The following is a 25,635-nucleotide window of genomic DNA, read 5'->3' as shown; positions in this document are numbered from 1 at the left end:
ACATAGTACCGCAGGATTTTAATCAATCTGAAAAACTACTTCCATGCTTGGAGCAATTCTTTACAGCGAGTTTCGATCATCCGGTAAACTGGTTCAAATAAACTTTCATCAAAATAAGGATCTGGAACGATATCATCAACTAAAAATAAGGCTACTTTCTCCTTTTCTTCTTTTGACGATGCTTGTGCTACTACATCTTTATAATTTTGATGATCCATCACCAGGATATGATCATATATTTCAAACAGATTAGCGTTAAAATGCATCGCTTTTTGTTGTGAAATATCTACTTCGTATTTTTTAGCAACAGCAATAGATCTACGATCTGGACTTTGACCAATGTGCCAATCTCCAGTACCAGCAGACTCAATTGTCCAATCTAATCCTTCCTTTTTTGCTAAATGATTTAAAATGCCATGTGCCAATGGTGAACGACAAATATTACCTAAACAAACCATTAAAATTTTCATGCCTAAAAATAGTGATAATATTGAGAGTATACGCCTATATTAAAGTAAAAAAGGTGATTCCGAAATCGGAACCACCTTCATAACCAACCTAAATATGTTTAATATTCGATAGGAACATTGATAACTACTGTACTTCCACGTTCTGGAACACCTTTTAAACTAACAATATTACGTTTTGTTTTAGCTAATGCCGCTTCAATCTCGTCAACATTATTAACAGGTACACCATTCACTTCAGTAATCACCAATCCTCTCTCGACTCCAAAGTATTCAAATACTCCACCTTTATTAATTTGTGTCACCACAACACCGGAATTAACACCTAATTCTTTTTTCTTTTCAGAAGAAGCAGGCAGGAAACTAGCTCCTAATTTATTATAAATTTCAGTAGCGCTTTTACTTGACTTTCCTCCTTCTGCAGCTTTATTAACCTCTTCTCCCTTTAAAGTTACTGTTACTTCTCGCTCTTTGCCATCACGTTTGAAGGTTAATTTCACTTTATCTCCTGGACGTAATCGACCAATAGTTTCTTGTAAAACTGGTGAAGAAGTGATTACTCTACCATTAATTTTGGTAATTAAATCTGCCTTCTGAATTCCCGCAGATTCAGCGGCACCACCTTTAACAACATCTTGAACATACAATCCATTGACATCTGTAAATCCTTTTTCTTTCGCTAATTCAGGATTAATTTCTGTAAAAGTAATACCGATGTATCCACGTTTCACATTTCCAAATTCTTTAAAATCGTCTACGATCTTTTTAACTAGATTTACCGGTATTGCAAATCCATACCCAGCATAAACTCCTGTTGGAGAAGCAATAGCAGAATTAATACCAATCAATTCTCCCTGAGCATTTACAAGTGCACCACCACTATTACCTCTATTGATAACTGCATCTGTTTGAATAAATGATTCTATTGAAGAATTAGCTATTGGCTGCTCTTGACCTCCATAACCACGAGGTTGTTGTTGGCTTTCTCCTAATATACCAATTTGACGACCTTTAGCACTCACAATACCTGCAGTTACTGTGGATTGTAAGCCCAAAGGATATCCTACTGCTAATACCCATTCTCCAATATTTACATTATCGGAATTACCTAATTTTACGACAGGTAAACCCTTAGCGGTTACTTTCAAAAGCGCTAAATCCGTATTTGGATCACGACCAATTACTTTAGCTTCAAAGGAACGTTTATCCGTAAGTACCACCTCAATTTTATCTGCATCTTCTACAACGTGATTATTCGTCACGATATACCCGTCTTCCGTTATAATAACTCCAGAACCTGAAGCCTGTACAGGCTGTGCCTGTCTTTGCTGACGGCCACGTCCTTGTGGTGTTCCAAAAAACTCTTCAAACATGTCAAATGGAGAGCCCGAACCGCCCCCTTGAGATGATTGCCTTGTATATGTTGTTTTGATATGAACAACACCTGGAGACACAATCGCAGCTGCTTGTGTAAAATCTGGATTTCCTGTTGAAGAAATCACTCCAGTGGGGTTGTTCGCAAAATATACCTTTTGTTTGTCTTCGATAGACATTCCTTCAAACTTTTTACTTTCAAAAAGCTTATAACCACCAAGGGCTACGACTCCTCCGAAGACTGCTGTTAATAAAGTTAATCCTACTTTGTTCATAAACTATAGCTTCTAAATTTTTTTATTAAATATGATATTCTAAACTCGATATTTACCCCGAAAAACTATTCTACATAAATATACTAGTTCCTTTTCAAATGTAATACCATTTCAAATTTCTCTGCTAATTAGGCACGTTAAAAAATGTTAATTGAAGTCTTAAAACATGGTTTTAACAAAACTTAACTTTCGTTATGTTATATGTAACAGAAAAGTTAATTTTGCTAGATAGAATCATGCAAAATGGAATCAAAAATTAAATTTTCAAAATATCAAGGCGCTGGCAATGACTTCATTCTTATCGACAATAGAAACCTGCATTTCGATAGTAAAAACGAAGATTTAATCCATAAGCTTTGTGACCGAAGATTTGGTATTGGTGCAGATGGTCTCATGTTATTACAGGAGAAAGAAAACTTTGATTTTGAGATGATTTATTACAATGCCGATGGAAGAGCAGGCACAATGTGCGGTAATGGAGGACGTTGTATTGTTGCTTTTGCAAGAGACCTAGGGCTAATTCATGACAACACTGCCTTTTTGGCAGTTGATGGTATTCACAAAGCTAACTTAAACGATCAATTAATTGACCTTCAAATGATTGATGTTAATGAAATAAATCGTGATGGAGATGCTTATGTCATCAATACAGGCTCACCTCACTATATTACCTTCGAAAATAACCTTTCTGACCTAGATGTTTTCAACGCTGGTTATACAATTCGTAATAATGCAACATATAGAGAAGCAGGCATTAATGTTAATTTTATTGAAAAAGAAGGCGAATCGGGTTATTTCTTACGTACATTTGAAAGAGGAGTAGAAGATGAAACATTTGCTTGTGGTACAGGAGCAACTGCCGCTGCCATGACAATAGCATTGCATGAAAATAGAAATGGGCAGATAACCATTCCAATTCGTGTTTTAGGTGGTCAATTATACATCTCATTTTTTAAAGAAGGTTTCTCTTTTACTGAAGTTTACTTAAAAGGCCCTGCCACGTTTGTTTTTGAGGGAACGATTTAATTCGAGGATTACAATTGTAACTGCATCAAAATCAATATCACAGAATGAACATAAACAAAATCTCTATTTATATTCATTCAGTATAAATTATTAACAAATATTAGCCACATCATATAGATTAATCTGTATATTAGAAACCTTTTTAGAGGGTACGAATATATTTAATGCAACAAACAAAGTTATCTTCATCACACCGAATTGTTTATTCCATCTGTGAACATCCCTATTTGGGTTATTTAATAGAGCCACATGCGGTCAAATTAAATCCCAATGGATCATACTCACTTCGATATAAACGTGTATTTAGCAATACGGTAAATGAATATGCCCAAGCTGTTGACGAATTGGATTATAAATTAATTCGATTACTTGACCAGATTGAGCAAACGAGCCTTATTAAAAAACATCATAACAAAGTTATTAGACCCGTTGATTTCTTTTCAAAAGTATTTGATAAAAATCTATATGAAGTCTTGAGAACAAAAATTGATCAAGTACTTATTCAATTTTTTGGAATTGTAGGAGAAAAACCGATTTTCTTAATGAGCAAAGATGGTTATCCCGCTGATCAAAAAGTTCAAATTGCTCCTCAGCCTGCTTCTGTCCTCTTTCATTTTAGAAGAACAGAAGAAGAAACACGGTATTTTCCAACCATTAAGTATGAAGACCATCGCATGGAGTTCATGTTCAAGAATGCTCAAGTAATCGTCAATGAACAAGCTTGGATGTTGCTGAACAATACACTCTTTCACTTCGATCAACAATTAGAAGGAAAGAAATTGAGCCCATTTTTAAACAAAAGATTCATATCTGTATCGCGAAGTACAGAAAAAAAATATTTTGAAACATTTGTGTGTAGCTTAATAGAAAAGTATCACGTCTATGCAGAAGGTTTTGAAATAAAAAACCATCAACATAATGCCAATCCAATATTGAAGTTAAATTATCATGAAGAAGGCGATTATCATGTACAATTACAATTTCAATATGGGCCTTATATATTTTCTTCAGGTAAAGACAATAAAGTCAATGTACGGATGGAGTACAATGAAGAAGAGGATCTTTATACCTTCCACCGTATCAAGCGATCTATTGTCTGGGAAGAAAAACAAACACAGATTATAACTGATCTTGGGCTAGAGAGAACCCACCAATATTCAAATGATTTAGTACCAAAAGAATTACTTGGAAAACGATCATCGATTTTTGACTGGATAAGTCAAAATGATACGGTTTTGAAAGAAAAGGGCTTTGAAATCATACAAGATCTAGCTGAAAAAAGATTTTTCATTGGTCAGACTTCTATTGATATTTCAATCAATGAAGACAATGACTGGTTTGATATTAAAGCAATTGCTAAATTTGGTCCTTTTGAAATTCCTTTTATTCAATTGAGACATCACATTCTCCACAATATCAAAGAATTTACTTTGCCAAATGGAGAGATAGCGATGATCCCCGAAGAGTGGTTTGCGCAATACAATCATTTATTTCAATTTTCGAAGGATAAGAATGAATTAAAATTAAATAAAATTCATCTCGGTCTACTGTTGGAAATTAGTGAGCACACAGAACTTACCTTCAGTCGCAAATTAAAAAAATTGGCTGAATTTGAAGAAATTGCGGATGCTCCTTTACCGAAAAATTTCTTAGGACAACTACGTCCCTATCAACAAGCAGGCTATAATTGGTTCAATTTTCTACAACAATATAAGTTTGGAGGATGCCTTGCTGATGACATGGGTCTCGGGAAAACGATCCAAACTTTAGCGCTATTACAACGTCAAAAAGAAACACTGACAACAAAAAATGCTGTTAAAACTTCACTTTTGATATTACCAACTTCACTTATATATAACTGGCAGAATGAGGCAAACAAATTTGCTCCTGATCTACAGATTTATCTGCATACAGGTAATAATAGAATAAAAAATCCTGAATTACTCACCTCTTATGATTTGGTCATTACCACCTATGGTATTACGCGTATTGATGAGGAATTCTTAAATCAATTTTATTTTAACTACATCATTCTAGATGAAAGTCAAAATATAAAAAATCCAACGTCAAAATCTTTCAAGGCAATTAAAAGCTTAAAAAGTCAACATAAACTCGCGTTAAGCGGAACTCCTGTAGAAAACTCGGTTTCTGATCTATGGACACAGATGCATTTTACAAATCCAGGTCTTTTGGGTAGTTACACCTATTTTCAAAAGGAATTTGTTCAGCCTATTGAAAAGAAAAAAGATGAAGATAAAGCGAAAAGACTCCAAACGATCGTCAAACCTTTTATCTTGCGTCGAACTAAAGATCAGGTTGCAACAGAATTACCACCAAAAACGGAGCAAGTACTTTACTGTGAAATGTCTGAAAAACAGCATGAACTGTATGAAAAAATAAAATCCGAGTATCGTAATGCAATTTTAGATAATCAACTTGCAGGAAAAGCAAAATCTAACCAAATTGCATTATTACAAGGTTTAATCAAATTACGACAACTGGCCAACCATCCAAAAATGGTTGATCAAGATTATACTGGCAATTCAGGAAAATTTGACACGGTTATTGAAACACTGGAAAAAGTGTTGCAAAATGGGAATAAAGTATTAATATTTTCTCAGTTTGTAAAACAACTGAATATTTTCAGAAGCTATTTTGATAAAAAGAATATCAATTACGCTTATTTAGATGGAAGTACTAAAAATAGAGATGAGGCTGTAAGTCAGTTTAGAGAAGATGAAGATACCAAACTCTTTTTAATATCCATCAAAGCAGGTGGTGTTGGTCTCAATCTTATTGAAGCCGATTATGTATTTATTCTAGATCCTTGGTGGAATCCAGCTGTAGAACAACAGGCTGTAGATAGATCTCATCGTATTGGACAAACCAAGAATGTTTTTATCTATAAATTCATATCTAAAGATACTGTTGAAGAAAAAATACTTGCGATGCAAAATAGAAAACGTTCTATTGCTCAAAGTCTAATCACAACTGAAGAAAGTTTTATCAAATCACTATCCGCAGAAGACATACAAGAACTTCTCGGTTAGTATTTAAAGCAGGAAGCCCTATGCAATGCATAGAGCTTCCTGCTTTAACTTATATAAGATCATTACTCCGCAGAAAAAGCGATAAGCGCTTTATCAACACGAGCAATAACCTCTTCTTTTCCTAACAATGAAACAATTTGGAATACATCTGGTCCAAATTTACCTCCGACCAACATAATTCGGAAAGGCATCATCAGTTCCCCCATTTTCATTCCTGATGCCTGAATTGCCCCTTTAAAGAATGTCTCCAAAGCTGAAGCATCCCAAGAGTCAAATTTAGAAAATTCGACATTAACTTCCTGAAAGAAAGACATTTTCTCCACAGACCACTTCGGCTTGACAGCTGTTAAATCATAATTATCAGGCTGTACAAAGAAAAATGATGCTTGCTCCCAAAAATCAGAAATAAAGGTTAAGCGTTCTTTCACAGTGCTCAAAACTTCGGAAATATAGTGATCCGAAACATTTTCAACTTTATGTGTTGCCAATACATCTTTAATCTGCGGTAGTAAAGCTTCATTTGATGTTTTCTTTATCCATTCATGATTGAACCATTTAGCTTTTTCAAAGTCAAATTTAGCCCCAGCTTTGCTAATACGCTCAACCGAGAACTTTTCAATCAATTCCTCTAATGAGAAAAGTTCCTTCTCAGTTCCATCGTTCCATCCAAGTACCCCCAACATGTTGACAAAAGCTTCTGGTAAAAATCCCATTTCGCGAAATCCTTTTGTCATTGTATCAGATTGAGTATCTTTCCAATTCATGGCATACACTGGAAATCCTAATCGATCTCCATCGCGTTTACTCAATTTACCATTTCCATCAGGTTTTAAAATTAGAGGCAAATGTGCCCATTTAGGCATATGTTCATTCCATCCTAAATATTCCCAAAGCAGAATATGTATTGGAGCCGAAGGCAACCATTCTTCGCCACGAAAAACATGAGAAATCTCCATCGCTTTATCATCAACAACAACTGCTAAGTGATAGGTAGGCATACCATCAGCTTTTAATAATACCTTATCATCAATCAGATTTGTATCAAAACTCACTTGACCACGAATCATATCTGTAAAAGAAACTGTTTCATCAGTAGGAACTTTAATACGAATAGTATGTGGAATACCGGCTAACAGCAACTCTTGAGTTTCCTCCTTCGAAAGGCTTAATGAATTTCTTAAATTTAATCTATTCTCTTGGCTATAACGAAAATTTGGTTGATCTTTCCGTTGTTCCTCAAGCTCCGCTGCTGTATCAAAAGCATAATAGGCATATCCTTTCTCGATTAATTGCTCAGCAAATTGACGATAAGAAGGTTTACGTTCACTTTGACGATACGGTCCAAAAGTTCCCCCCTTTAGTGGACTCTCGTCTGGCGTCAAACCACACCAAGCTAAACACTCATTAATATATTCTTCTGCTCCAGCAACAAAACGTGTCTGGTCTGTATCTTCAACACGCAAAATAAAATCACCTTGATGTTTGCGTGCGTACAAATAATTAAATAAAGCTGTACGAACTCCTCCAAGGTGTAACCCACCTGTAGGACTTGGTGCAAAGCGCACCCTTACTTTTCTTTCAGAACTCATGACACAAAATTACCACAAAATTTTCATTTCAATGAAACTATAACCTTGATAACCACAATAAAATAACAAAACTGACAGTTTATCATTAGATATATGTTGCCGACAAAGATTAATTTCAATTAATTCCTTAATTTGCAACAACAAGATTCCTCATTGGCTTATATGAATCCGTATCAATACAATCAACAACGTTGGAAATTTTTCTTACTTATATTCGCGGCAATTATTGCAGCGGCCTCTCTTTTGTATACCAACTATCTGGTCAAAAATCTATCTAAAGTAGAGCGTACAAAAGCAGAAGTGTGGGCTATGAGTACAAAAAGCATTATGACAATGCCTGATGTCGATGATGAATTTATTACGTTTGTCTACTCGGTAAGAGATAGCCTCGCTGTTCCAGCAATCATCACAGATGAAAAAGAAAATATTGTTTTCTGGAGAGATTTAGATTCTACTAAAACCAATATCAAGGCAACGACAAAAGACAGTACAAATCATCATTTGGAATACGATCCTCATTACTTTGAGAAGCAGCTGAATTTCATGAAAAAGAGCCATACACCCATTATTTTGAAATTAGATAATGGAGCAAAATGGATGGTTTATTACAAAGATTCATGGTTTCTTCAACAGCTCAGAGTATTTCCTTATATCCAACTATCATTGATTGCCATTTTTCTGATTATTGGTTATACCGTATTCAACTCTATTCGGAAATCAGAACAAAATCTCGTTTGGGTGGGATTAACCAAAGAAGCCGCCCATCAGTTAGGGACTCCAATATCTTCATTGATGGGTTGGGTAGAACTCATTAAATTAAAATTTGATGCAGAGGATGATGAAACCTTGAACGAAATGGAAAATGACATCAAGCGACTCGAAATCGTTGCAGATCGATTCTCTAAAATTGGGTCAACACCTGTCCTTCACAATGCCAATGTGTATGAAGTGATTGCATCCTATATTCGGTATTTTAAAGTAAGAACAAGTGATAAAATTATCTTCGAACTTGTAGGAGATAAACATGTTGAAGCAAAACTCAATATCCCTTTATTTGATTGGATTATTGAAAATTTATTAAAAAATGCAGTTAATGCAATTGCATCAGAAGGTAAAATAACTGTTAAAATATCTGAAAATATTGCGAAAGAGGAAATTTTTATTGACATTAGTGATACAGGAAAAGGAATTCCAAGATCAAATTTTGAAACGGTATTTCAACCAGGTTTTACTACTCGTAAGCGCGGGTGGGGATTGGGACTGAGTCTAACCAAAAGAATGGTACATTATCACCAAGGACATATTTTTGTAAAAGATTCTGAAATTGGTAAAGGAACAACATTTAGAATAATATTAAAAAGTAATCTAACATATGAACCCACTGAAATCTGATGAATACCCAGCGGTGTATTCCACGTACATTGAGACCGTAGTCGGCGATGTCATGGAAGTACTGGAAGAACAAATTTTATCTTTTCCAGCGTTCCTCGATACCATCCCCGAAGAAAAAGGCGATTATCGTTATGCTGAAGATAAATGGTCAATCAAAGAAGTTATAGGACATATTTTGGATAACGAACGGATCATGGCTTATCGTGCTCTGAGGTTTTCTCGAAATGATATGAAAGAACTTTTAGGATATGATCAAGAATATTTTATCCAAAACTCCAGATATAGCGAACGTACATTAGCCTCCTTAAGTAAAGAATTTGTACATCTCAGAAAAGCAAATATGTTTCTTTTTGAAAATTTCAGTGAACCGGAATTGGAAAGAAAAGGAATGGCATCAGAAAGACTGACAAGTGTCAAAGCTTTATTATATGTTATTGCAGGACATTTAAATCACCACCGCATCATCATTCAAGAACGTTATTTTAATTCCAACAATGTCCATGATCTGGTTTCAGAATTACAGCACTGAGCAAATAAATAGTATCCTTGATCAATATATGACAGGATTGCTTGAAATTAAGGCTGTAGCGATTGACGATAATTCAATTACAGCAACAATGCCTGTCAATAATAAGACAAGACAACCATTTGGAATTTTACATGGAGGAGCTTCTGTAGTATTGGCAGAATCTATCGGTAGTATCGCTTCTAACCTAATTCTTGATCCCAATATACAAAAGGGAGTTGGACTCGAAATTAATGCCAATCACTTACGTCCGGTAGCAACAGGATTCGTAACAGCTGTTTGTACTGCTGTACATATTGGTAAGCAAACACATATTTGGGATGTTCGCATCTCAGATGAATCTGGAAATCTCAATTGTATATCCAGATTAACGGTTGCCATTATACCAAAATAATTTTATTTTAAAAACAAATGACATCTTCAGTTGTCTTGGTATAAAGAAAACCAACTGAATTTGGTTTGCTAATACGGTTTTAAAAAAGGGAGGTTCATACTAGGCATGGCACTCCCTTTTTCTATTGAAAATATTACTAAATAATCTCAAAATCCCCCCTTTTTTATTTCCAATATTGAATTTATTTAATTAGTCTTGTAATGAAAAGAGTTGATTTTTTATTATAAACCAATATCAATCGATTGTGTAAGCACATTTTGAATAGAGACAAAAAAAAATCAACATTTTCTAATTTTTAATCAAAAAAAACAATTAATTGATACTAAAAAAATGAATTCTCAACCAAATTCAGGAAAAACAGCATTTCGCCCCATGGCAATGTGTTGCGCCTTATTCTTCATTTTAGGATTTGTCACTTGGGCAAATGGAACTCTTATCCCATTCTTAAAGATTGCCTGTAATTTAGAAACAGATTTACAAGCCTTTTTTGTAACATTTGCATCTTACATCGCCTACTTCTTTTTAGCAATCCCAAGTTCTTGGATTTTGAAAAAAATTGGTTTCAAAAATGGTCTTGTTCTTAGTTTAGTTCTACTTGGCGTAGGTTCTCTAATTTTCATACCAGCAGCTGATAGCAGAAGCTATATTCTATTCTTAACAGGTATTTTTGTTCAAGGTTCGGCAATGGCATTACTTCAAACTGCTGTAAACCCCTATTTAAGTATCATTGGCCCAATTGATAGTGCCGCTCAAAGAATATCAATTGCTGGTTTCTTCAACAAATCAGCTGGCATTATTGTTCCCTTAATTTTCGGAACTCTATTCTTAAAAGATTCCGCTGCAGTCACAGCAAAACTAGAAGCTGCGGTTGATATGGAAGCTAAAAATGCCATATTAGATTCTTTACTACAACGTGTCCATACCCCTTATATCACACTAGCAGTCATATTTGTTCTATTTGCTATCGTTATTAAAATAACACATTTACCAGAAGTAGATGTTAACGCAGAAGAAGAACATACAGATGAACACGGTGCTATTGTTATCAAAGAAAAGAAAACAAGCGTATTCCAATTCCCACATTTATTCCTAGGTTCATTAGCTATATTTTTCTGTGTTGCAGTAGAAGTAATGGCGGGTGATATTATTGGAGTTTATGCGAGAGAATTGAATATTCATGGAGCATTAGTTACCTATGCGACGACATTTACGTTGGGCTGCATGCTGTTAGGTTATATTGTTGGTATTATTGCTATACCAAAATTTGTTTCCCAACAATTAGCACTACGTATCTGTACCATGGTGGGTATTTTATTTACCGTTATTTCCGTATTTACTACAGGAATTACATCTTTTATATTTGTAGCCTTATTAGGTATTGCTAATTCATTGATGTGGCCAGCAATTTTTCCACTTGGTATTAAAGGTTTGGGCCGTTTCACTAAAACAGGTTCTGCTATTATGATTATGGGTATTGCAGGTGGAGCTATTTGGCCTTTGATATATGGTTATTTAAAAGACAATTTACATGTTGATTTTCAACATGCATTTCTTTATGCCATGGTTCCTGCTTATCTATACATCTTATACTTTGCAACTAAAGGTCACAGAGTCGGGCAGAAATAAAAAATACTAATTACAAACAAATAGCGATTATTTCTTGAAAATAATCGCTATTTTCTTATACCCTAAATATGAAAAAATCGTTTTATTGTTTACTAGTTGGTCTATTCATTTATGCCCAACAGGGCTATTCCCAAAAAATAAATGAGTTAAAAGACCCTAAAGCTCCTCAAACAACTGAAAAGTGGAACAATTTAAAAGAGAAAAGTAATTTCGCTTTTAGCACAGCTAATTACAGTTATTCTAAAACAAACCCGCCTACGGTTGAAACATGGAGTAAATCATGGAATACAAAAGCTTGGAAGGGCGAAAAAGTGCATACACAACTGGTTTTTTGGAGCAACCAAAATCATGATAAAATTGAAGTGAGTTCTTCACCATTAAGAAATAATGAAGCGCAAGAAATCGGAACAAAAGATATTGCCATTGGATATATTTCATATGTGATGACAGATTTAGCGGGAGATCTAAAAAATGGTTGTGGTATTAGCCAGGTATTAGATTCGGCTTTAGTTGCAGACCGTATTACCAATCAATCAACTTTTGAATATGATAAAAATACAACCAGACCCCTCTGGTTAAGTATCCAAGTTCCTCGTGACGCAGCGGCGGGAATCTATAAAGGTTCAATTACACTAAAAGGTACAAATTATAATACAACCATTCCCTACACAGTAGAAGTATTGACACATGTACTGCCAGAAGCAAAAAATTGGGCGTATCACTTAGATCTTTGGCAAAACCCTTACTCTATTGCGAGACAACATAAAGTCGAGCTATGGTCTTCAGCACACTTCAATGCCATGAAACCATATTATGAAAGATTACGCGACGCTGGACAAAAAAACATCACTGCAAGTATCATCAACGACCCTTGGAATGGACAAACTTATGATAAATACCAAGCTATGATCAAATGGACAAAAAAGAAGGATGGTTCTTGGTCATACGATTATAGCATTTTTGATCAATGGATAAGTTTCATGCGTGAAATTGGTATTTCAGAATATATCAATTGTTACAGTATGATTCCATGGAATATGAATTTTCAATATTATGATGAAACATCGGGCAAATACGAAATTCTCAAAGTGAAAACAGATGATCCAAAATATCGAGAACATTGGTTACCCTTATTAAAAGATTTTGCAAGACACCTAAAACAAAAAGGATATTTTGAATGGACCACAATCGCTATGGATGAAAGGCCACAAGAAGATATGAAACGTGCAATTGCAATTATTAAAGAAGCTGATCCACAGTTCAAATCATCCCTTGCAGGTGCATATCATCCAGAGATTTCAGATAATTTTGCAGATTATAGTATCACCTTAGGAGAAGATATGGCTCCAGAAGTTTTAAAAGCACGTAAAGACAAAGGATACAAAACAACTGTCTATACTTGTTGTTCTGAAATTTTCCCAAATACATTTACCAATTCTGGTTATCAAGAAGCAACTTGGTTAGCTTGGCACAGTGTGCAAAGGGGTTTTGATGGCTACTTAAGATGGGCATTTGACTGTTGGAATAAAAATCCGAATCAAGACACTCGTTATGGAACTTGGTTAGGTGGCGACACTTACTTTGTATATCCGAACAACATGACATCTATTCGTTTTGAAAAGTTAATTGAAGGTATTCAAGATGTTGAAAAAATAAGAATTTTAAGAGATCAATTAACCCCTGCTCAATTAGAAAAATTAAATAAAGCAATTGCAGGATTTACGAATAAAAATATTATTCAAAACGCAATTCCGAAGCAAATTAAAGAAGCTAAAGCAATATTAAACAGCTTATAGAACTATGAAACAAAGACCGATAAAATCATTTTAACGGTCTTTGTTTTTTAAAATCAAAAATTCTTTATTCTGATTATTTACCAGTATTTTAGTGAAAATTAAACATTTTCAGAATGAAAAAATCTATTTTAACACTTTGTGCGGCAACGTTACTTACATTTAGTCTCTCTTCGACTTCTTTTGCTCAAGTAAAACTACCACAAGCAAGTAGCACGACTTCCATTACACAAGGATTAGGAATTAAAAATCTATCACTTTCTTATCAAAGACCAAATATAAATGGACGCGTTATATTCGGTGGTTTAGTTCCTTATAATGAAGTTTGGAGGACTGGAGCAAATAACATTCCTGTTATTAAATTCGAAGAAGAAGTTACAATAGAAGGAAATAAAGTTCCCGCTGGTACATATGGTATCTTAACCATTCCTACTCAAGGAGAATGGACGATCATCTTAACTAAAAATAGTAATCAATGGGGAGCTTATACATACGACAAAAAAGACGATTTGATCCGTTTTAATGTCAAGTCGACGAAACTTCCTAACAAAGTAGAAACATTTACCATGCAGTTTGAGAATGTAACGACTAATGCTGCGACATTATCATTAGCTTGGGAAAATGCATATACGAAGTTTACGATAAAAGTAGATCAAACTAAAGAAATCTTAGCGAACATTGATGAAGCGATGAAAGGGGATAAAAAACCTTATCTACAAGCCGCACAGTTTTATCTTACCAACAATCTTGATCTCAATAAAGCATTAGTTTGGGCTAATGAAGCTGAAAAAGGAAATCCTGAAGCTCCATACATTCGTTATTGGAAAGCAAAGATCCAGTTAAAAGCGGGTGATAAAAAAGGTGCTATTGCTACCGCAAAAAAAGGATTAGAAATTGCTCAAAAAGAAAACAACACAGAATACGTTAAATTAAATACACAGGTTATTCAAGAAGCCAATAAATAGGATTAAATAATAAATGCCGCTTTTTTTGGAAAAGCGGCATTTATTATAATTCTTCTTTAAGCAATTCGGCCAATTCCTCATGCGTAATATTCATATTGACATTACCATCTTTAGCAAATGATATTTCACCTGTTTCCTCCGATACAATAACAGCAACAGCATCCGAAACCTCTGTTACCCCAATAGCAGCGCGATGGCGCAAGCCAAACTGCAAAGGTAGATCTTCACTATCTGATAAAGGTAAAATACAAGAAGCTGACATAATTTTAAAATCTACAACAACAACAGCCCCATCATGTAAAGGGCTATTTTTGTTAAAAATACTTTCTATTAAACGCTTGGAGATATGTGCATCAATATACTCACCACTGCTTTGGTAATATTCCTCATCAAAGTATTTAGAAAAAACCAATAAAGCACCAGTACGAGACTTCGACATGCTACGACAAGATTCAATAATAGGTTTAAGATGTTCAGAGTTATCTTTTGCAACAGTCCGTTTACTTACCAAAAATGACCACAGAATCTTCTTTCGTTTCATGGAGATATTCTTTCCGATGTGTAATAAGAATCGTCGGATTTCTTGTTGAAAAACCACAATCAAAGCAATTGATCCCACAGAAATAAATCCACCAAATATCTCGGTCAACAAACGCATGTGCATTTGCTTAACAATGATATAGATACCATAGAATAAAGCAACACCAATTAAAATGTTAACAGCAATGGTACCACGTATTAAACTATACACATAGTAGATAATAATCGCTACTAAAATAATATCGATGACATCCAGTAAACGGAAACCTCTAAACAGACTATAATCAAATCCTTCCATATTGATGCAAGTTAAAAAAAATCAAATAAAGAATATGCTCTTTATCAAGCAAATTAGTGTTAATATAAGCAAGCATTCAAATTGTTTTGTATTTTTACTTAAAAGATTGGAATAAACATGACGGCACTATCTGTAAACATCAATAAAATAGCTACTCTCCGTAATTCGCGAGGAGGAAACAATCCAAATGTAATAGCAGCTGCATTAGCCTGCGAGCGCTTTGGTGCAAATGGAATCACTGTTCATCCAAGACCGGACGAACGTCATATTCGTTATACTGACGTTTTTGATTTGAAAGCCAATATTCAAACAGAATTAAACATCGAAGGCAATTGTCAAGAGCAGAAATTTATTGATCTTGTCCTAGCCAATAAACCTGCACAAGTGACATTAGTACCAGATGCAGAAGGTCAGATTACCTCAAATCATGGATGGAACACGATTAAACATAAAGCTTATTTAAGTGATATGTGTAAACTCTTTAAAGATCAAGGCATTCGAGTATCCATTTTTGTTGATCCAGATGAAGATATGGTAGAGGCTGCTGCTGAAACAGGTACAGATCGCATTGAACTATATACCGAATCGTACGCACAAGCATTTTTAGAAGAAAGAGATGAAGCCATAAAACCTTATTTTCACGCAGCTTTAAAAGCTAGAGAAGTAGGATTAGGAATTAACGCCGGTCATGATCTTGACTTAAACAATTTAACCTATTTTAATCAGCATATTCCAGGATTACTAGAAGTTAGCATTGGGCATGCACTTATCGCTGATGCACTTTACCTTGGATTGGAGGAAACTATAAAAAGGTATATAAACGCACTGAAATAAAAAAAGAAAGGTCCTGACATATGTCAGGACCTTTCTTTTTATTTATTATTCTATTCCTTTGAATACCCTATTCCATCGTATTTTAGATAATCCAGAACCTAATTCATCAAGACTCAACCAGGTAAATAATGCTTTACCTACTATATGATCCTCTGGAACAAAACCCCATCCACGAGAATCTAATGAATTGTGTCTATTATCACCCATCATCCAATAATAATCCATTTTAAAGGTATAAGAATTAGCTTTAGCACCGTTGATATAGGTCCCATCAGCCTTGTTTTCCAACTTATTACCTTCATACACGGTGATTGCACGCTCATAAAGTGGCATGGTTGCACTATCTAATTGTACTGTCCAACCTTTGCTAGGAATTTTAATTGGTCCAAAGTTATCAAAGTTCCAATTCAGAGCAGATACATGTGGAAATGTTCCCTCTTCATTCTCACCAGCTTTACGAATATTTGGAACAACTTCTTTGACATTCATCCAACCTTTGACCATTGCAGCTTCATCTGCTGTCATAAAAACCTGATAAATATTAGGTTGACCTGTGTCGATTGTTTCTAATCGTTTATCTCTCATGACGCGCATGTCTAATCCCGTTTGATCTGTTACTACGATATAATCCAATTGTCCCTCTGGAGGATTAAAACCAGGTTTACCGTTCACATATAATACCGCATTAGACATCGAAACTTCATCACCAGGCATTCCTACACAACGCTTGATATAATTTTCCCGTTTATCTACAGGTCTATTATAGGGAGCATCAGCTTCCATAGGATAATTAAATACAACGACATCATTTCTTTTGATATCCTGAAATCCAGGTAAACGTTTATAAGGCAGTTCGATTAATTCAGAATAAGCTTTCCCACCTGTCAATGGCATCGTATGGTGCGCAAAAGGAAATGCCAGTGGCGTCATCGGAACACGAGGACCATAGTTCAACTTACTGACAAACAAAAAGTCACCAACTAGCAACGTACGTTCCATTGAACCTGTTGGAATCATATAGGCTTCAATCAAGAAACCACGAATCAAAGAGGCTGCTACAGTTGCAAAAACAATTGCATCTGCCCATTCCCGAGCCATTGATTTTTTATAAAAATATTTCTTTTTGAACTCTTCTGAATTAGGATTCCCTAAATACTTGACTAATGGATCGTTACCCCATATTGGCAATACGATAAATGGAACTAAAACAGCGGCAGCATTTTCCCAAAATCGTCTTTTCCCAAATGCCTTTATTAAATCCAGGTATAGACCATAAAAAATAAAGATATTCACAATTGGTACTAGTAATAAAATTACTATCCATTTTGCACGACCGGTCAATTGAGCCATTACATACTCACGATAAAAAGGAACTAGCGCTTCCCATCCCTGTCTGCCTGCTTTAACAAATAATTTCCAAAGCCCATAATGAGCAACAACTGTTAAGACGGCAAAAATAATATACCACATAAGTTTCTCTAAGTTTTATTTTTTAATGACCTAATATTTCAATTAGTATAATACCTGTTAGTTTCGTTACAGAACTACGTAATTTTAACGTTTAAAAGTTAATCGCATTACCTATTGAAATCAAACATTTCAGTTACCTGGTAAAACCCTTGTTTCCCAAATAACCATTCAGCTGCGATCACAGAACCTAAAGCAAAACCATCACGACTATGTGCAGTATGTTTAAATTCAATCTGATCAACTTCCGAACTATACACAACAGTATGTGTTCCTGGGACCTCTTCAATCCGGTGACTTTCTATCAATAATTCATTTGCTTTAGGAATGATCTCCTCTTCCCCCTCGCCAACCAAAGAATTAACCCAAGCTGTTTTGACATCACTATTATTCAAAATTCCTTCAGCTATTGTAATAGCTGTTCCACTTGGAGCATCTAATTTGTGGATATGATGAATTTCTTCCACTTGTACATCGTATGCTTTATAGGGCTGAATTGCTTTGGCTAACATTTTATTGATGTGAAAAAAGATATTTACACCAATCGAAAAATTCGATCCGTATAAGATCGATCCCTCAACAGATAAACATTTCGCTTTGATGGCATCAATATGTTCGTACCAACCAGTTGTTCCCATCACTATAGGTAAGTTAGCTTCTAAACAAAGCTCCATATTAGACAATGCAGCCTGTGGAACACCAAAATCTATCGCAACATCCGCATCTTCTAAATCAGCCACCCTGATTAGGTTACGATTTTCACTATTGACAATTAAATGAATCTCATGCCCTCTCTTTTGAGCAAATTTTTCGATAATTTGGCCCATTTTGCCATAGCCGAATAATACAATTTTCATATCTTTTTCAGATCATATTTAATAAAGAAGACCAAATTAGTATGCTGCAGTCATGCATGAATACAAATTCAAGTTATATAATTTTATTTTATTTTCATGGATAATTTGAGCCCAATATTTGGAACAGCATGATAAGCAAAACTTGTTGATGGTCCCTGTAAAACAGTAGGTCTAATTGTAAATGCTAACTTTTCAGAGCTAATGCTCCAACGATTCTTAATCATGGAATCAACATAAGCTTCAGCAACATTTAATCCGTATAAACCCACGGTCAAAAGTACCATGAGATCACGATTACGGCGAGCATAATCCTTTGCACTGATAAGTCCCTGTGTTTGAGCTCCTGCATATGCGGGATTATTTACCGCATTATTATTTTTATAGCGATAATCAAGTTCTGCAATAAGCTCTTTATAGTAACGATTATTAAAATCAAATACAAGTGCTGTAGATACAAATCCGCCATAGATGATCGGTATTTTAATCCACCATAGACCTTTATTGGTATATTGCCCCCACCCTGGAAGAATCAAGGATCTTTTCCAGGCAGTAACTGTTTTTGCTTCTATAGCAAGACGCGTAGAATCTTTGAAAATTTTCGGTGTTTTTGCTTCTTCTTCGGCCTTTTCTCTACGCTTTCTCTCCCTACGGCTTTCTTTTTTGATGGTATCCTGCACAGCTGAGACTTTCTTAGTTGAATCTGTCATAGAAATAGTTTTTAAAGCCACTTTTTCTTTAGGATCTACTTTTTGTGCTTGTGCAACAAAAAAAATAAAGATAGAAAACAATAAACTGATTACTTTATACATGTTACCAGTCTAATAATTCCAAAATACGACTCAGATCATCTTCAGATTCAAAAGGAATTTCAATAGCACCCTTTCCTTTTGCACTCTTCAGATTTAACTTGACCCGAGATGAAAACTTAGATGCCAAATCATCTTCAATTTTTTGAAATTGAAAAGATTTAGGTGCGTTTTTATCCTTTTGTGTTTTCTTCTTATTTCCATTTTGAATCTCGCGAACAAGCTCTTCTGCCTTACGTACAGACAGCCCTAAATCAACAATTAATTTGAAAATATACAATTGCTTATCAACTTCTGCAACATTAATAAGTGCACGAGCATGCCCCATTGTCAATTCTCCGTCTCGGATAGCAGCTTGGATCACTGGCGGTAATTTTAACAAACGCAAATAATTGGTTACAGTAGAACGGTTTTTACTTACACGTTCCCCCAATTCCTCTTGTTTCAAATTACACTCTTCAATCATCCGTTGAAAACTCAAAGCCACTTCGATAGCATTCAGATTTTCACGTTGAATATTTTCGATCAAAGCCATTTCCAACATTTGTTGGTCATTAGCTGTACGGATATAAGCAGGAATTTCAGTGATACCTGCTAATTTTGAAGCACGGTAACGACGCTCACCCGAGATTAACTGATAGCTATCTTCACCGATTTTTCGAACAGTAATGGGTTGAATCAAGCCTTGCAATAAGATCGATTCAGAAAGCTCTTGCAGTGCCTGTGGATCAAAGTCAGTACGGGGTTGAAATGGATTCATTTCAATCGCATCTACATTTACCGTACTAATGTTGCCAGATTCTTTTGACTTTATTGGAGTCTCTATTCGAGATGCCTGCACATCTGAATTTCGTTCAGGCAAATCGGTACTATCATTTAATAAGGCACCTAATCCTCTTCCTAGACCTGTTTTTCGCTGTTGTGCTGCCATATTATATTGTAACTGTTGAATCTAATTCTTTTAGATGTCCGTTCTTATGTAAAATTTCTCTAGCCAAATTTAAATAGTTGATAGCTCCTTTGCAAGATGCATCGTGCATAATCACAGAAATACCAAAACTTGGAGCTTCACTCAATCGCGTATTTCGTTGGATAATGGTATCAAATACCAAATCTGTAAAGTGGGTTTTGACTTCTTCCACCACTTGATTCGACAAACGAAGTCGTACATCATACATCGTCAGCAAAATACCTTCAATTTCCAAACTTGTATTTAAACGTGTTTGAACGATTTTAATTGTATTCAATAATTTGCCCAAACCCTCTAGTGCAAAATATTCACATTGTACCGGTATCACAACAGAATTAGATGCCGATAGTGCATTGATAGTAATCAGACCAAGGGAAGGAGAACAATCAATAATGATAAAATCATAATCATCTTTAACCTGATCTAAGATTTTTTTCATCTTATATTCGCGTTCGTGCATATTGATCATTTCAATTTCAGCACCAACCAAATCAATATGTGCGGGCAATAAATCTAAGTTAGGAGTCTCCGTCGCCTGAATTGCATCACGAGGATCCAAATCATTTACCAAACATTCATATATACTTTCCTTAATGGTTCTTGGATCAAATCCAATTCCAGAAGTAGAGTTTGCTTGCGGATCAGCGTCAACCAATAAGGTTTTATATTCTAAAACAGCTAAACTAGCCGCCAAATTGATTGATGTTGTCGTTTTACCAACACCACCCTTTTGATTTGCAATTGATATAATTTTACCCATTTCGAATGAAATTCTTTCTTTATAAAATATTATTTTGTGACTCTAAAGTCACAAAAAAGGATTATTCTGCTCATTCATAAATTCTTCCTTCTAAAAAAACACTTAAATGGTGCTTATTTATTACTTTTGAAAGTATCTAAAGGAATAGATCCTCAAGATGCTAAGATACAAAAAATCAGGATATACATCCACTTTGTTCGGTGGGTTTTTATAAGTTACAACTAGACAATGATTTTAATAATTTCGGGAACGAATCGTCCCAAAAGTAAGACACTGAAAATTGCTCAATACTATCAAAGGCAGTTACAAAAAAGTGGTGAAAGCTGTCAAATACTACCTTTAACAGATCTACCTGCAGATATAATTGTTTCCGACTTATATGGACAGCGAAGTGCAGAATTTCAAAAGATACAACAACTCGTTTCTGAGGCAGATAAATTTATTTTTGTTACGCCCGAGTATAATGGAAGTATTCCTGGGGTACTCAAAATTTTTATAGATGCCTGTAGTTTTCCAATCAGTTTTTATCATAAAAAAGCAGCATTAGTAGGCATCTCATCCGGTCGATATGGCAACCTGAGAGGTATAGATCACCTCACAGGGATTTGTAATTACTTACGCATGCATGTCTTACCTTTAAAAATCTTTTTACCGCAAATTCAAAATGAAATAAATGAAGAGAATAATTTTATTCATGATGAAACAATCAGAGCCATTGACGAGCAAATCGATGAACTTATTCACTTTTAAAAAACAGTAAAACTACAATTAGCCAATGCACTATACATTGGCTATTTCATTTAAATTCAATAGCGTTACAAATTTTCGTATTTTGTTGAAAAATCAAATCTTATGAAATTAAAATTATCATATCTTATATTATCACTTACGTTATTATCTTCTTGCAAGCAAGCTCCTGAAAATAACATCTTGACTTCAACAGAACAAAAAGAAGGATGGAAATTACTCTTTAATGGAAAAGATATCAACAACTGGCATATTTACAATCAGGGCAATCAACCTTCCAAATGGGTTGTAAAAGATGACGCTATAGTATGTGATCCAACAATAAAAACAGGAATATTTGGAGACTTAGTCACCAATGATATCTATGAAAATTTTGATTTAAAATTTGACTGGAAAGTTGCTAAGGGAGGAAATAGTGGTATGTTTATCGATGTCCAAGAAGATCCTAAATATGATGCGACATTTGTAACAGGTCTTGAAATGCAACTGTTGGATAATGCCAATGCCGAACCACGTCACCAAGTAGATTCTACACATTGGGCTGGATCTCTTTACTCAGTAAAGGTTATTGGAACAAATTCGAAGCCTAATCCTTTTAATGAATGGAATACATCAAGAATCGTACAAGATAACGGTAAAGTTAGTTTTTGGTTGAATGGTAAATTAACATTCGAGGACAGTACCAATACTCAAGTTTGGAAAAATTTGGTCTCCAATACCAATATGAAAAACTATCCTGACTTTGGTAAATTTCAAAAAGGAAAAATTGCGTTGCAAAACCATACAGATGAAGTTTCATTCCGCAATATCAAGATAAAAGTATTATAATTAAAAAAGAGCAGGAAAAATCCTGCTCTTTTTTAATTGCTTCAAAATTAATATCCAAATAACTCTTCTAAAGTTAATTTCTTAACTTCTCCAAGCTTTTGTAGATCTTCCATTTTCATATTTTCGTCTTTTGCTACAATACAGTAAACGTACGGTCTACGACTCATTTCTTTATTGTGAAACGTTTTTAAATCTGTAAAAGTTAATTTAGGCGCTTGCTCATATATATCTTTACGGATATCTGAGACAAGTCCTAATCGTTGAGCATTTAAATAATTTGATAAAATATTTGCATTTGTAATGCGATCACTCGCCAACGATTTTACTAAACTTACTTTAGCAGTTTCCAAAGCTTTTGGAGCATCAGGCAAATCATTTAACAATTCATTCATTCCCACAACCGCTTCATTAAATTTATCGGCTTGTGTACCTACATAAGCACCAACAGAATAATGATTCTCTTTTTTCGCAGGAGAAGCAAAATGGGCATAAGTAGAATAAGCTAGAGCTTTAGATTCTCTAATTGTCTGAAAGACGATACTTCCCATGCCACCTCCAAAATACATGTTAAATAAAGCTACAGTAGGACTGTATTTTGAATTATACAATTCTGAGTTTCTAAACCAGAATACTTCAGCTTGTTTCATATCAAAATTAGCAAATAACACTTGATTTTTAGGGGTAGGCAACTCTGCGAAATTGTTCGCTTTCTGAACCTCAGTAAATATGGTATTTGTATTTAAAGGCTTCAATACGGCAACTAACTCACTTGTTGTTTTAGGACCATAATACAAAATCTGATGTTTCATATTCGCCAGTTCATGTAAAATACCAACTAAATCAGATGCTTTAATTGAATTCAGTTCCTCATCTGTAAGCACATTATTAAAAGGATTTTTAGCACCATATTTTGCATAAGATTTTAATCCTTCCATAATTAAAGCCTTATTCTCTTTTGCATTTGTTCTTGATTTTTTCAAACGTCCGATATAAGCTTTTAGGGCTTCCTCATCACCTACACTATTCTTCAGTAAATCTTGTATTAATGCAACTGTTTGCTCAAAATTTTCATTTAATCCTGAAATATTAATCCGCGTTTCTTCATTTCCGGAAGTCACCGAGAAATCAGATGCCAACTTATAAAATGCTTTACTGAAATCTTCACTTGATTTGTCTTTAGTTCCCAAAAACTCTAGATAATCTGCCGCAATAGCCAGTAACTTATTATTCCATTTTCCCATATCATAGCGATAGGTCAAACTAAATAAAGCGTTATCCTTATTTTGAACAGCAATCACATCAACACCTTTTAACGTACCCTTTTGGATATCTTTCGCATAATCTAACCAAACTGGTGAAATTTTACTTTCTGGCATTGTTGCAATAGATTTGAGAAAAGCAGACTGGTCATCACGGTTTACAACTACAGGCGTAATAGGAGGTTTTTCTACTTTTACAACACTATCATCAACACCCTTACGCTTATAGACTACCACATAATTATTATCATTCAGATATTTAGAAGCAAAATCCATGATATCTTTTTTGGTAATTTTAGTTAAGTTATCCGAATAACTCAATTCTGTTGACCAATCTACACCTGAAGTGAAAGCATCCATTAATTCCTCAGCACGATTACTATAGCTTTCATTTCTTGAAATCTCCGATTTCTTTTCGTTATTTACAATTGAAGTAATCAAATCATCAGAAAAATCCCCTTTACGTAGTTTCTCCAGCTCTGCTAAAATCAAAGATTTAACATCATCTAAAGATTGCCCTTGGCTTGGGTTTGCTTGCATAATCAACATCGAATAATCTTTCAGAACATAAGGGAATGCACCTGCACCCAATAATTTTTGAGATTTCACCAGATCGAGATCAATTAAACCCGCAGAACCATTTGTCAACATATTTCCAAGCAAATTCAACATTTGTGCATCTTTAGTAGATGCACCAGGAAAACGAAACCCTAAAAATAAGAATTCAGATTCAGGGCCTTTAACCTCTCTTACAATAGGCTGCTTAATCTCCTGTTCGGGGTCAAATTTATAAACTGGAATTTCCTTTGGTTGCATATAACTGAATGCCCGATCAATTTTCTTTACAACCTCATTTGGATCGAAATCACCTGACATAATTACCCCCATATTGTTCGGAACATAGTAAGTATTGAAATATTCACGTATCGCTTTTAATGAAGGATTTTTTAAATGCTCAACTGTGCCGATAGTTGTCTGCTTTCCATAATTGTTATTTGGAAACATCGCTTCAAACATAGCCTCAACAGATTTACGCCCATCATTATCCAACCCTCTATTTTTCTCTTCATAAACAGCCTCTAGCTCTGTGTGAAACAATCTTAATATAGGATTACGAAAACGTTCAGCTTGTACCGCAAGAAATTTATCGATGACATTGTTTGGAATATCCTCCGTATAAACGGTCTGCTCAAAAGAAGTGAAGGCATTGGTTCCCTCCGCCCCCATTTCACTCATCAGCTTATCGTATTCATTCGCGATTGCGTATTTAGCAGCCTCACCAGATACCTGATCGATTTGTTTATAGATTTCTTTACGCTTAGATTCGTCTTTCGTTGAATTATATTGTTCATACAAGCCATCAATCTGATCAAGTAATGGTTTTTCCTTTGCCCAATCTTTTGACCCAAATTTATCAGTCCCCTTGAAAAGCATATGTTCAAGATAATGTGCCAAACCCGTGTGATCTGCCGGATCAGTTTTACTACCGGCTTTAGTAGCAATATATGCCTGAATACGAGGAACCTTTTTTGAAGGACTCAAAATAACTGTTAGACCGTTTTTCAAAGTGTAAAAACGAGAATTTGTAGGATCATTTGTTACGTAACGATACGTATAACCTCCCTCATTTGCTTCTTTCCAATCATACTTTTTCACCTGTGCAAAAGTTGTTACGCTAGATAAGAACACTAAAGCTATTATCGAAATAGATTTTAAATTCATTTATAATAAGTTTATAAAATATAATCAAATATATAAATGTTTCAAGGATAATTCACAGTCTTCAGACATC

The 25,635-nt window shown here is 34.7% G+C and carries 21 protein-coding genes; 11 read left to right on the top strand and 10 right to left on the bottom strand.

From position 1 onward, the window contains the following. Window positions 1-35 precede the first annotated feature (35 nt). Both C8N37_RS06645 and C8N37_RS06640 read right to left on the bottom strand, forming a co-directional pair. On the bottom strand, window positions 36-470 hold the full coding sequence (locus tag C8N37_RS06645) for a low molecular weight protein-tyrosine-phosphatase (RefSeq protein ID WP_108158173.1): 435 nt from the start codon (window positions 468-470) through the stop codon (window positions 36-38). A 98-nt stretch (window positions 471-568) separates the two neighbouring features. Continuing rightward, the gene (locus C8N37_RS06640; protein WP_108158172.1) at window positions 569-2,116 is read right to left on the bottom strand and encodes a Do family serine endopeptidase; all 1,548 of its coding nucleotides are present in this window, start codon (window positions 2,114-2,116) and stop codon (window positions 569-571) included. A 243-nt stretch (window positions 2,117-2,359) separates the two neighbouring features. On the opposite strand from C8N37_RS06640, the gene dapF reads away from it, so the two are divergent. Both dapF and C8N37_RS06630 read left to right on the top strand, forming a co-directional pair. Next, window positions 2,360-3,142 carry a diaminopimelate epimerase gene (dapF, locus tag C8N37_RS06635; RefSeq protein ID WP_108158171.1) on the top strand — a complete coding sequence of 261 codons (783 nt, stop codon included), beginning with the start codon at window positions 2,360-2,362 and terminating at the stop codon, window positions 3,140-3,142. 164 nt (window positions 3,143-3,306) lie between these two features. Next, a complete protein-coding gene (locus C8N37_RS06630; protein ID WP_108158170.1) occupies window positions 3,307-6,192 on the top strand; it encodes a DEAD/DEAH box helicase in 2,886 nt (961 codons plus the stop codon). A gap of 62 nt (window positions 6,193-6,254) precedes the next feature. Here the strand turns inward: C8N37_RS06630 and gltX are convergent, their stop codons facing one another. Further along, the gene (gltX, locus tag C8N37_RS06625; RefSeq protein ID WP_108158169.1) at window positions 6,255-7,781 is read right to left on the bottom strand and encodes a glutamate--tRNA ligase; all 1,527 of its coding nucleotides are present in this window, start codon (window positions 7,779-7,781) and stop codon (window positions 6,255-6,257) included. Window positions 7,782-7,943: 162 nt separating this feature from the next. Here gltX and C8N37_RS06620 point away from each other — a divergent pair, with 162 nt between their 5' ends. The 6 genes from C8N37_RS06620 to C8N37_RS06595 all read left to right on the top strand — a co-directional run bounded on the left by C8N37_RS06620 (window position 7,944) and on the right by C8N37_RS06595 (window position 14,477). Further along, window positions 7,944-9,173, top strand: a complete 1,230-nt coding sequence (locus C8N37_RS06620; protein ID WP_108158168.1) for a sensor histidine kinase — start codon at window positions 7,944-7,946, stop codon at window positions 9,171-9,173. Next, on the top strand, window positions 9,154-9,702 hold the full coding sequence (locus tag C8N37_RS06615) for a DinB family protein (protein WP_108158167.1): 549 nt from the start codon (window positions 9,154-9,156) through the stop codon (window positions 9,700-9,702). Before C8N37_RS06620 ends, C8N37_RS06615 begins: the two co-directional genes overlap by 20 nt. Further along, complete coding sequence (locus C8N37_RS06610) at window positions 9,674-10,093, top strand: hotdog fold thioesterase (RefSeq protein ID WP_307724930.1); 420 nt, start codon at window positions 9,674-9,676, stop codon at window positions 10,091-10,093. Before C8N37_RS06615 ends, C8N37_RS06610 begins: the two co-directional genes overlap by 29 nt. A gap of 330 nt (window positions 10,094-10,423) precedes the next feature. After that, window positions 10,424-11,719, top strand: a complete 1,296-nt coding sequence (locus tag C8N37_RS06605) for a sugar MFS transporter (protein WP_228115926.1) — start codon at window positions 10,424-10,426, stop codon at window positions 11,717-11,719. Between the two features lie 68 nt (window positions 11,720-11,787). Beyond that, complete coding sequence (locus C8N37_RS06600) at window positions 11,788-13,515, top strand: DUF4091 domain-containing protein (protein ID WP_108158165.1); 1,728 nt, start codon at window positions 11,788-11,790, stop codon at window positions 13,513-13,515. 113 nt (window positions 13,516-13,628) lie between these two features. Then, a complete protein-coding gene (locus C8N37_RS06595; RefSeq protein ID WP_108158164.1) occupies window positions 13,629-14,477 on the top strand; it encodes a DUF2911 domain-containing protein in 849 nt (282 codons plus the stop codon). 43 nt (window positions 14,478-14,520) lie between these two features. Here C8N37_RS06595 and cdaA read toward each other — a convergent pair whose 3' ends face one another. Further along, a complete protein-coding gene (cdaA, locus tag C8N37_RS06590; RefSeq protein ID WP_045755791.1) occupies window positions 14,521-15,315 on the bottom strand; it encodes a diadenylate cyclase CdaA in 795 nt (264 codons plus the stop codon). 117 nt (window positions 15,316-15,432) lie between these two features. Between cdaA and C8N37_RS06585 the strand changes: the two genes are divergently transcribed. After that, on the top strand, window positions 15,433-16,149 hold the full coding sequence (locus C8N37_RS06585) for a pyridoxine 5'-phosphate synthase (protein ID WP_108158163.1): 717 nt from the start codon (window positions 15,433-15,435) through the stop codon (window positions 16,147-16,149). A 45-nt stretch (window positions 16,150-16,194) separates the two neighbouring features. Here C8N37_RS06585 and lepB read toward each other — a convergent pair whose 3' ends face one another. From lepB to C8N37_RS06560, 5 genes are all read right to left on the bottom strand, one after another. Beyond that, a complete protein-coding gene (gene lepB, locus C8N37_RS06580) occupies window positions 16,195-17,619 on the bottom strand; it encodes a signal peptidase I (protein WP_108158162.1) in 1,425 nt (474 codons plus the stop codon). A gap of 107 nt (window positions 17,620-17,726) precedes the next feature. Then, the gene (dapB, locus tag C8N37_RS06575) at window positions 17,727-18,473 is read right to left on the bottom strand and encodes a 4-hydroxy-tetrahydrodipicolinate reductase (protein ID WP_108158161.1); all 747 of its coding nucleotides are present in this window, start codon (window positions 18,471-18,473) and stop codon (window positions 17,727-17,729) included. A gap of 83 nt (window positions 18,474-18,556) precedes the next feature. Further along, on the bottom strand, window positions 18,557-19,282 hold the full coding sequence (locus tag C8N37_RS06570; protein ID WP_108158160.1) for a DUF5683 domain-containing protein: 726 nt from the start codon (window positions 19,280-19,282) through the stop codon (window positions 18,557-18,559). Window position 19,283: 1 nt separating this feature from the next. After that, a complete protein-coding gene (locus tag C8N37_RS06565) occupies window positions 19,284-20,210 on the bottom strand; it encodes a ParB/RepB/Spo0J family partition protein (RefSeq protein ID WP_108158159.1) in 927 nt (308 codons plus the stop codon). Between the two features lies 1 nt (window position 20,211). Then, on the bottom strand, window positions 20,212-21,009 hold the full coding sequence (locus C8N37_RS06560) for a ParA family protein (protein ID WP_108158158.1): 798 nt from the start codon (window positions 21,007-21,009) through the stop codon (window positions 20,212-20,214). Window positions 21,010-21,237: 228 nt separating this feature from the next. Here C8N37_RS06560 and C8N37_RS06555 point away from each other — a divergent pair, with 228 nt between their 5' ends. After that, complete coding sequence (locus tag C8N37_RS06555; RefSeq protein WP_108158157.1) at window positions 21,238-21,759, top strand: NADPH-dependent FMN reductase; 522 nt, start codon at window positions 21,238-21,240, stop codon at window positions 21,757-21,759. A gap of 102 nt (window positions 21,760-21,861) precedes the next feature. Further along, a complete protein-coding gene (locus tag C8N37_RS06550; RefSeq protein WP_108158156.1) occupies window positions 21,862-22,584 on the top strand; it encodes a 3-keto-disaccharide hydrolase in 723 nt (240 codons plus the stop codon). 47 nt (window positions 22,585-22,631) lie between these two features. Here the strand turns inward: C8N37_RS06550 and C8N37_RS06545 are convergent, their stop codons facing one another. Next, window positions 22,632-25,565 (bottom strand): M16 family metallopeptidase, encoded by a 2,934-nt coding sequence (locus C8N37_RS06545; protein WP_108158155.1) that lies wholly within the window; start codon window positions 25,563-25,565, stop codon window positions 22,632-22,634. Between the last annotated feature and the right edge of the window lie 70 nt (window positions 25,566-25,635).

Origin of the sequence: Sphingobacterium faecium, assembly GCF_003054045.1 — a bacterium.
Classification (GTDB): Bacteria; Bacteroidota; Bacteroidia; order Sphingobacteriales; family Sphingobacteriaceae; genus Sphingobacterium; species Sphingobacterium faecium.
This window is presented reverse-complemented; position numbering and strand designations above follow the sequence as displayed.